Annotated in this window: 5 protein-coding genes; 3 read left to right on the top strand and 2 right to left on the bottom strand. The window is 36.2% G+C overall.

The features are described from left to right. Window positions 1-506, top strand: a 506-nt coding sequence (locus BM305_RS04435) for a cellulose binding domain-containing protein (protein WP_272481941.1), incomplete at its 5' end; no start/stop codon positions are given. A 62-nt stretch (window positions 507-568) separates the two neighbouring features. Here the strand turns inward: BM305_RS04435 and BM305_RS04430 are convergent. Both BM305_RS04430 and BM305_RS04425 read right to left on the bottom strand, forming a co-directional pair. Then, window positions 569-3052: an endo-1,4-beta-xylanase gene (locus BM305_RS04430; RefSeq protein ID WP_092559501.1), complete on the bottom strand. Its 2484-nt coding sequence runs from the start codon at window positions 3050-3052 to the stop codon at window positions 569-571. Between the two features lie 282 nt (window positions 3053-3334). After that, window positions 3335-4213, bottom strand: a complete 879-nt coding sequence (locus BM305_RS04425; protein WP_092559500.1) for an AraC family transcriptional regulator — start codon at window positions 4211-4213, stop codon at window positions 3335-3337. Window positions 4214-4489: 276 nt separating this feature from the next. Between BM305_RS04425 and BM305_RS04420 the strand changes: the two genes are divergently transcribed. Both BM305_RS04420 and BM305_RS04415 read left to right on the top strand, forming a co-directional pair. Further along, window positions 4490-6568: a methyl-accepting chemotaxis protein gene (locus BM305_RS04420; protein WP_177214543.1), complete on the top strand. Its 2079-nt coding sequence runs from the start codon at window positions 4490-4492 to the stop codon at window positions 6566-6568. Between the two features lie 144 nt (window positions 6569-6712). Continuing rightward, complete coding sequence (locus BM305_RS04415; protein ID WP_092559498.1) at window positions 6713-9202, top strand: CoA-disulfide reductase; 2490 nt, start codon at window positions 6713-6715, stop codon at window positions 9200-9202. Window positions 9203-9219 lie beyond the last annotated feature (17 nt).

Genomic DNA, 9219 nt, shown 5'->3' with positions numbered 1-9219 from the left:
CAACACCAGTGGTAACGCCAACACCAGTGGTAACACCAACACCAGTGGTAACACCAACGCCAGTGGTAACGCCAACACCAGTGGTAACGCCAACACCTACTAGTGTTACAGGAGTTCAAGTAAAAGCTGTTGTAACAACACAAATCAGCAGCTCAATTAATCAGCAATACAGTATAATTGCAACGGGAACACAAAGTGTTGACTTGTCAAAATTGAAAATTCGATATTATTATTCAAGAACAAGTTCAAAAACGCAAAGCTTTTGGTGTGACAATGCGGGGTTACAATTAAATGTATCACCATGGTACATGAATATAACATCTAATGTAGTAGGAACATTATATGACAATTATCTTGAAATTTCTTTTAATAAAGACTATAGTTTAGCACCTGGAGAAGGTAGTTTGAATATAGGTACTCGTTTTGCACAATCAGACTGGTCAGCTTATACAGGGTTTGTGGACAATGGTGTAAAAGTATTTTATGATGGAGTTCAAGTAGGTTAACAGATAGGCAAAAAAAGGAGCCAGCACATGATGTGTTGGCTCCAAGTTTTATTATGGAATCATTATTTCACAACTATATTAGTAGGAGCACTCTTATCTGTTCCACTTGCAATGAAGCAAATCGTTATAGATTGTCCATTTGCAAGATTTGCATCCCAGGATGGATTCTTAACTGTTACTTTTGTTCCAATCTGCCCAGTTAATTCAGCGTTCCATAAGCTTGTAATCTGACAGTTGTAATCACATGTTAATGTCCAGCCATTTAAAGTCTTGCCAGAATTGTTGGTAACAACGATTTCAGCTTGGAAAGTAGAACCCCAGTCACTTACTACGTTGTATTCACATGTTACACCAGTTACAGAAGGTTGTGTACTAGGTGTTACACTAGGTGCTGTACTAGGTGCTACACTAGGTGCTATACTAGGTGCTACAGACGGAGCAGTGCTTGGTTCTGGACTTGGAGTTACAGGAGTCTGTGATGTCTGAACATTGTCAAGACCTAAAACACCAAATAAAGCAGATACAAAGTTATAGTAACCAGCAGCAATAGCAACATTGTCATGGTCAGCACCAGGAACTTCAACCCAGACATGAGGCTGATTATTTCTAGTTAAAATGTCATGATAGCTCTTAGGGAATGTTCCCACTACAGAGTCGCTTGTTCCACAGCTGATTAATGTTACATAAGGTACATAGCTTTCATCTTTAATGCGGAAATCATTTTCCTGGAATAAACCTTTGTGAAATCCTGAGTAATCAGTTCCAGGTGTTACGCCAGGTGCTGGGGAGAAAGCTCCAACATAACCGAATAAGTCAGGTCTTGAATAACCGATGTAAAGAGCATTGCGGCCGCCCATGGAGAAACCACAAATCGCTGTATTTTCTCTGCCTGTTGCTACGGAGTAGTTCTGCTCAATATATGGCATTAAATCATCAGTTAAATCATTGATGAAGTTATCATATCCATCAAAATATGCCTGATTAAAAGCAGGTGATACAGCAGTACCAGGAGCTGGTGCATATTCATTCGGAAGAACGATAATCATTTCTTTTGCTTTTCCTTGAGCTGCTAAGTTTGTAGGAATCTCAACTGCATTTCCTAACATAGAATCTTCATTTCCCATGATACCATGTAAAAAGTATACTACAGGATATTTTTTAGAAGAATTATAGTTTGCCGGTAAGAACACGTTGCAGGAACGGTTGGAACCTGTTGTTTTGGAGTAGTATGTTTTTTTTGTTGCAGAACCATATTGAATGCCTGCCAGTTTTTGGTCTGCCCCAGTTGGGCATGTATTCACTAAATTCATTTTTGTCATGTATGATTTTGCGATTTCTGTCATACTGCTTGTCTGTGAAGTGCTTTGACTAGGCTGTACAGAAGGAGCAGCAATACTGTATGAATTATCAAAATAGGCTTGCAGGGTAGATGTATAAGATTGTTTTTGTACACCTAAGCTAGAAAATAATAATGGGTTTTCTCCTGTTCTCCAGGAAGCACCATCGTGAAGTCCCCACCATGTGATGGCAGTGATTTTGCCACCTGCTTTTTTAGCACTAATGATAGCAGACATAATGTCATACAAATAGTTTGCCTGGTCGACATCATTATTTCCCTTGGCATCTAATTCTGTAATCTGGATTTCACAATCCTGTTTTACAAATTTATCCAATGCAGACTTATAATAAGAAGCACTTGGGAAAGAAGAACTTAAGTGAGACTGCATACCAACACCAGAACAGATTTTCTTTTCTGCATTGATGAAGTTAATCATAGTAATGATTTTGTCACAATCCATGTATGTATTATAATCGTTGTAAAATAAGGATACAGAGTCTTGTTTGTTAAAGTGTTCTAAAGCCTGGTAAGCATATTGGAAGGCTGATTTAACGTAATCAGGATTAGTATTGATTGCACCGTAGATTGACTGCCATCCAGAATTCTGTGCATGAATGTATTCATTAACAACATCCCAACAGTAAACAGTGCTTGCATACTGGCTGCTATATACATGGTACATAACAGATTTAATGTAGAACTCCATTCTTGCATTCATCTGAGATTTGCTTACATAGCCGCCGTTTGATGTATAACCAGTTCTAAAGTACCAGTCTGGTGTCTGACTGTGCCATACTAAGGTATGGTAACGGATTTGTAAACCGTTGTCGTATGCATTTTTCATCATACTGTCTATTGTATTGAAGTTTAAAGTTGGAACAGTAGATTCTGTGTAATTGCTTGGAATGTAATAGCCCATGTTTTTAGCCTGAGCCACTGACATTGTGCTAGAGTTTAAAACAGCATCTGGTTTCATTTCATTTTCCATTGTAATGCTGTTGTACTGGCTTTTGATAAAGTTTCGTGTAGTTGTATCGTTCCATTGATATGGTGTGACACATGTTCCAACATGTCCCAATATGGAACCATAAGTGTTTAATAATGTTGCATTACTTGGAACAGCAGCGTCTGCCTTGTTAGCAGGTGCTATCGCTGTCAGACTTAACACTAAGGCTAAGGATAAAAAGGCACTAAAAAATTTTTTCATAAATGAACCCCCTGGTCTAAAATAAATAGTTAGTGTAAAGTCTATTTACACTGTTAACATGTTACAAGTATTGAACTTTGATGCCCCCTTTCTTAAAAGTAGTGTCGCCATAAATAGAAAATACATGTTTTATGATACTAATATTATATAACATGTATGACAAAATGAAAATTACATATCATGTTTATCCATAGGACATAATGTCCAGTTGTAAAATGTTTTAGACAACATATGACAAATTGGAACATCCGAAGCGGTAAAACAAAAACCAACCACCAGTTTTTACTGATGGTTATAATTTGGATGGTTCATTTTTCTAAATTGACATGGTGTAATATGGAAAAATTTTCGGAACTGCCTTGAAAAATAATTACTGTCGCTAAAACCACTTTGCAGCGCGATCTCCGTTATAGTTAAGTTCGTATTTTTTAAAAGGGAACAAGCATGCTGCATTCTTAAGCTGAGAATGTAATTTCCTGGAGTTGTTTCGTAAGTAATCCTAAAAATCCGTGTAAAATGGCGAGTAGAAAAATTGGAAATTTCAGCCAGATCCTTAATGGTCAAGGCTTCCGTGTAGTGATTTTCTATATAAGAAACAGATTTGGCAATCTGAATGATGTCACATTTTTCAACAGAAGAGGTAAAACTGTATGCTCTGGATAAAATAACAACTAATTTAATAAAATAAGAAATAAGTATGGCCTTCCAGCCCTCTTTCTTCTCGGCATATTCTGTAATCATACAAGAAATCATATTACTGACATTATCAAAATCATTCATTTTCAATTTGAGCCTGCCTTGAAAACTATGTTCCATAGATAAATAAGGTTCTAAAACAAAAAGTGCGTGATAACCTGCCAGACTGCGAAGATCCAGTTCTGATGATAATAGCTCAGGGCGGTACATAATATTGCATATTTTGAAATCATAAGTGTTCTCATATCCATGAGATGTATTGTTGCAAATAACAAAAACATCTCCCTTTCTGATGGGATAGGAATTATTATCAACTATATGTAGAGCTGTTCCTTGAAGTACAATTACCAGTTCAGAGAAATCAGCGTGGGTATGTATGTACAAATTCGTATCATGAAAACCATATTGGATATAAAAAGGAAAACTAGTATCTTTTGTAAAAGCATTCAAGGTCATTGCTACCATTAAGCTCCCTCCTTTCAACTTGCTGGTTAACAGTACCTGATTAAAAAAGTATACCACAGAAAGTCACAATTTTCAATAATTTGAGGAGGGTGAAAAAGTAATTTATTGGTCAAGTTGACTAGTAAATTAGTAGGAAAATACTTGATATATATACAAATTGTGGTATTATTAAAGAAAGAAATTATTTAATTTTACTTCAGATGTATAAAAGGAATACACTGATAATGCATAGTTATTCATTAAAAGAAAAATATGAACAGGGTGGGGGTCATGATATTGAAAAATTTAAAAATGAAGAATAAGTTAGCGGTTTTGTATATTGCAACAGGATTAATACCTACGATAGTACTTGCAATATTTATTTTTCTTTATGCCAGTCAGGAAATGAGAACGGCTGTTTTAGAATCAAATACAGTATTCTCAACACTTACTAAGGAGCAGATAGAGTCCTATTTTTCTGAGAGAAATGGAGATGCAGCAACTCTTTCAACTTCCAATAGTGTAGTAAATAATATGGAGGTTATAATAGAAAATGCTTCGAGTCAAAGCGAAAAAGAAGAAGCACTGAATAGTATAGATAAGTATTTATCGATTGCCCAGAAAGAATATGGGTATACAGATATTTATTTAACAGATGCTGCTGGTAAAGTCGTTTATGCGGTAAATATGAAGGAAAAGTTTAAAGAGGCAGATTTAAAGGATAGAGAGTATATTCAAAGTGCACTAAAAGGACAAATAACTTGGTCAAAGCTATTTTATTCCGATATTATTCAGAATAATATGATGACATTAAGCGCACCAGTTTATGCAGAAAACAATAGTAGTCAAATTGTTGGAACTATAAACTTACTACTTGATCAAAACAGGATTGATTCCATTGTTCATCAGGGAATAGAAAAGCTTGGTGAAACAGGAGATGCTTATTTGATAAATAAAGACGGACTTTTATTGTCCAATACAAAGCTAGGGGATTATAAGGAAGCAGCTGCTCTAAATAAAACTATTTCAACAAGTGCTTCACAGTTTCTGTCTAAAGAAATTGCAAATGAAAATAATGATTATTGTTACGTAGGCAAATATAAAGATTATTTAAAAAACCCAGTTTATGGTTCGTTAAGTATTGTAAAAGTGGGAAGCGAATATGATGGATTAATTATTGAGCAAGATGTGGCAGAAGCATTTAAAGGAATAAATGCACTGAGAAGTTTTGCATTGTCAGCCATTATTATTATCATTTTGCTTTCTATTGTGCTTCTCTATGTTGTATCAACTTCTATTACGAAACCATTAATGGCAGTTGTTCACAATGCCAGTGAGCTGGCAGAATATCGACTTACGAATAATGTATTATCTAAGTATAGTAACAGAAAAGATGAAGTTGGTGAAATTGGAAAATCAGTGCAGTTAGTAATTGAAAACCTACGAATGATTATAAAAGAAATTGTGACTTCATCTGAGCAGGTATCTTCCTCCTCAGAAGAATTGACAGCTAATTCCCAGGAACTGACTGCTGGCTCAGAAGAGGTTGCACGGACAATGAATGAAATTGCAATGGGTGCAGGTGAACAGGCGGAAAGTACAACGACTGGTGCTGAAAAAGTGATGCAGTTGGGCAGAATAATTGACGATAACAGAAACCATATTAATGAAGTATCTGAAGCTTCAACAAAAACCGAGAGAAGTATCAGAGAAGGATTAAGAATTGTCAATGATTTGAGTATAAATGCAAAGCAAAACAGTGAAGCATCTCAAAAGGTTTATCAAAGTATTTTAATGACAAGTGAGAGTTCCAAAGAAATAGCGGCAGCCAGTAATATCATTGCAGATATAGCGGAACAAACTAATTTATTGTCATTAAATGCAGCTATAGAAGCAGCAAGAGCAGGAGAACATGGGAAAGGGTTTGCCATCGTTGCAGAAGAAATTAAAAAGCTGGCTGAACAGTCTGCTCAGTCAACAAAGAAAATTGACTATATGGTTCAGAAACTGGAGCGGGATTCAGATATGGCAGTTAAGATAATGGCCGATGCCAAAGGACTTGTTCATCAACAGGAACTAAGTGTTGAAGACACAAAAGATAAGTTTAATGAAATATCAAGATTAATAGGGGATGTAGAAAATGCAATTCTATTAATAGATAAAGCTAGTCAGTTGATGGAATTACATAAATCAGAGGTATTGCAGTTAATCGAGTCGTTAGCAGCAGTAGCAGAAGAAAACGCTGCGTCAACTCAGGAGGTGTCTGCTTCCATGGAAGAACAGACCGCTTCCATTGAGGAGATTTCAAATGCCAGCGAATCTTTATCAGATTTGGCAATCTCGCTAAGAGCATTAATTGAGAAATTTAAGATTTAAGTAATTATTAGGATAAAGCCATTCTCGTTATTGCTATAATTTGTTTGTGACAAAGTTACAGAAATATTTTTTAAAGCGGATATAATAAGAGTTAGAAGTGTAGCTGCAAACTAGTTAAGAAATTAACAATAAAGGAGAATGGTTATGGCAAAGAGAACGTTGATTATAGGTGGTGTCGCAGGTGGTGCAACGACAGCAGCCAGGCTGCGAAGAAGAGATGAATCCATGGAAATCATTATGTTTGAAAAAGGAGAATATATCTCTTATGCAAACTGTGGATTACCTTATTACATTGGCGATGTTATCAAGAGCAGAGATGCCTTACTTTTACAAACACCTGCTGCAATGAAAAATAAGTTTAATATAGATGTAAGAGTATCCAATGAAGTAGTAGAGATTTTGCCAGATAAAAAAATGGTAAAAGTAAAAAATTTGAAAACTGGTGAACTGTATGAAGAAAAGTATGATAATTTGGTTTTAGCAACAGGTTCTTCTCCTATCCGTCCACAAATTCCAGGGATTGATGCAGATAATATTTTTACTTTATGGACTGTCCCAGATACGGATAGAATTAAAACCTATATAGAGCAGAAAAGTCCACAGTCTGCCGTTGTAATTGGCGGTGGATTCATTGGTCTTGAAATGGCAGAGAATCTTCATGAAGCAGGAATTCAGGTTTCATTAATTGAAATGCAAAATCAGGTCCTGGCTCCACTGGACTATGAAATGGCTAATCTTTTGCATGAAAATATGAGAATGAATCATATTAATCTGGTGTTGGGAGATGGAGTAAAGGAATTTCGATCTGAGAATGGTACCACTCAGATTACTTTGTCCAGTGGAAAAACATTAAAAGCAGATATGGTTCTTTTATCCATTGGTGTGAGGCCAAACAGCCAACTGGCTAAGGAAGCAGGGATTCAGTTAAATGAAAAAGGAGGAATTGTTGTAAATGAATTTCTTCAGACCTCTGCAAAAGACATTTATGCAGTTGGAGATGTTATTGAGGTTGACAATTATGTTCTGAAAAATAAAACCATGATCCCACTAGCTGGACCAGCAAATAAGCAGGCACGCATTCTTGCGGATAATCTGGCAGGAGACAAAAAGAAATATAAGGGAACCATGGGAAGTGCAGTTGCGAAGGTGTTTGATCTGAATGCAGCCAGTGTTGGGATGAATGAAAAGCAATTAAAGGCAATCGGGCAACAGAAGAATAAGGACTATTTTACTATTATAATTAATCAAAAGTCCCACGCAGGATATTATCCTGGAGCAACTCCACTTACATTAAAAATGCTATTTGACAAAGAAGGAAAAATCCTGGGAGGACAGATAGTCGGTCAGGATGGGGTAGATAAAAGAATTGACACGATGGCTACAACCATGAGGCTGAATGGAACAATTTATGATTTGGCAGAACTGGAGTTGGCATACGCGCCACCATTTTCATCAGCAAAAGATCCTGTAAATATGTTAGGATTTGTTGCAGAAAATGTTTTAAATAAATTAGTTTCTTTTATCGAATGGGATGAATTAGATAATCTTTTGAAGGATGAGACAAAAAGGGATGATTATGTAGTTTTAGATGTAACAGAGGAAATGGAACGAATGGTATTTTCAATACCCGGCTCCTATCACATTCCGCTAGGTCAGGTTCATAAGCGAATCAATGAATTAGATAAAAATAAGCTAATTGTACCGTATTGTGCAATTGGTGTACGTTCTTATAACGCGGCCAGAGTGTTGATGCAAAATGGATTTCAAAAGGTGGCAGTGTTATCTGGTGGAACTGCTTTTTATAAGTCAATGCATCATATGGATAAGAAGGGCAGTATAGAGCTGGAAGTGAAGAAGCCAGCTGACAGAGAGGAAGCGGGTGCTATTATGTCAAGTAAAGCAATTAAAGTATTAGACTGCTGTGGACTTCAATGTCCAGGGCCAATCATGAAGGTACATGAAGCAATTTGTGAAATGAAGGAATCAGAAGTGTTGCAGGTATCAGCAACAGACATGGGATTTGCTAATGATATAGATTCCTGGTGCAAAAGAACTGGAAATACATTGATGAAAGTGGAAAGAAAGAATAAAGAAAATGTTGTTTATATAAAAAAGGGTTCTGAAACATGTAACACAGCGATAAACAACAATATAACAGAACTTCCTCAGGGGAAAACACTGATTGTTTTTAGTGGTGACCTGGATAAGGTTTTAGCTTCTTTCATAATTGCAAATGGAGCGGCATCAATGGGACGGCCGGTAACCATGTTTTTTACCTTCTGGGGATTAAATGCATTAAGAAAAGAAAACAAGGTACCTGTGAAAAAGCCATTTTTAGATAGTATGTTTGGAATGATGATGCCAAGGGGAACAAAAAAACTAAAATTGTCTAAAATGAATATGGCAGGTATGGGTACTGTTATGATGAAAAAAGTTATGAAGGATAAAAATGTGGATTCATTGGAGGCTTTGATGAAACAGGCAATGGCAAATGGTATCAAACTTGTTGCATGTACGATGTCTATGGATGTTATGGGAATTACCAAAGAAGAATTAATTGACGGAGTAGAGTTTGCTGGAGTTGCCTCTTATTTGGGAGACGCAGAAGAATCTAACGTAAATCTTTTTATTTAGAATCCAGAAATCTGAAA

The sequence above is a fragment of the Anaeromicropila populeti genome, assembly GCF_900112775.1.
Taxonomy (GTDB): Bacteria; Bacillota; Clostridia; order Lachnospirales; family Lachnospiraceae; genus Anaeromicropila_A; species Anaeromicropila_A populeti.
This window is presented reverse-complemented; position numbering and strand designations above follow the sequence as displayed.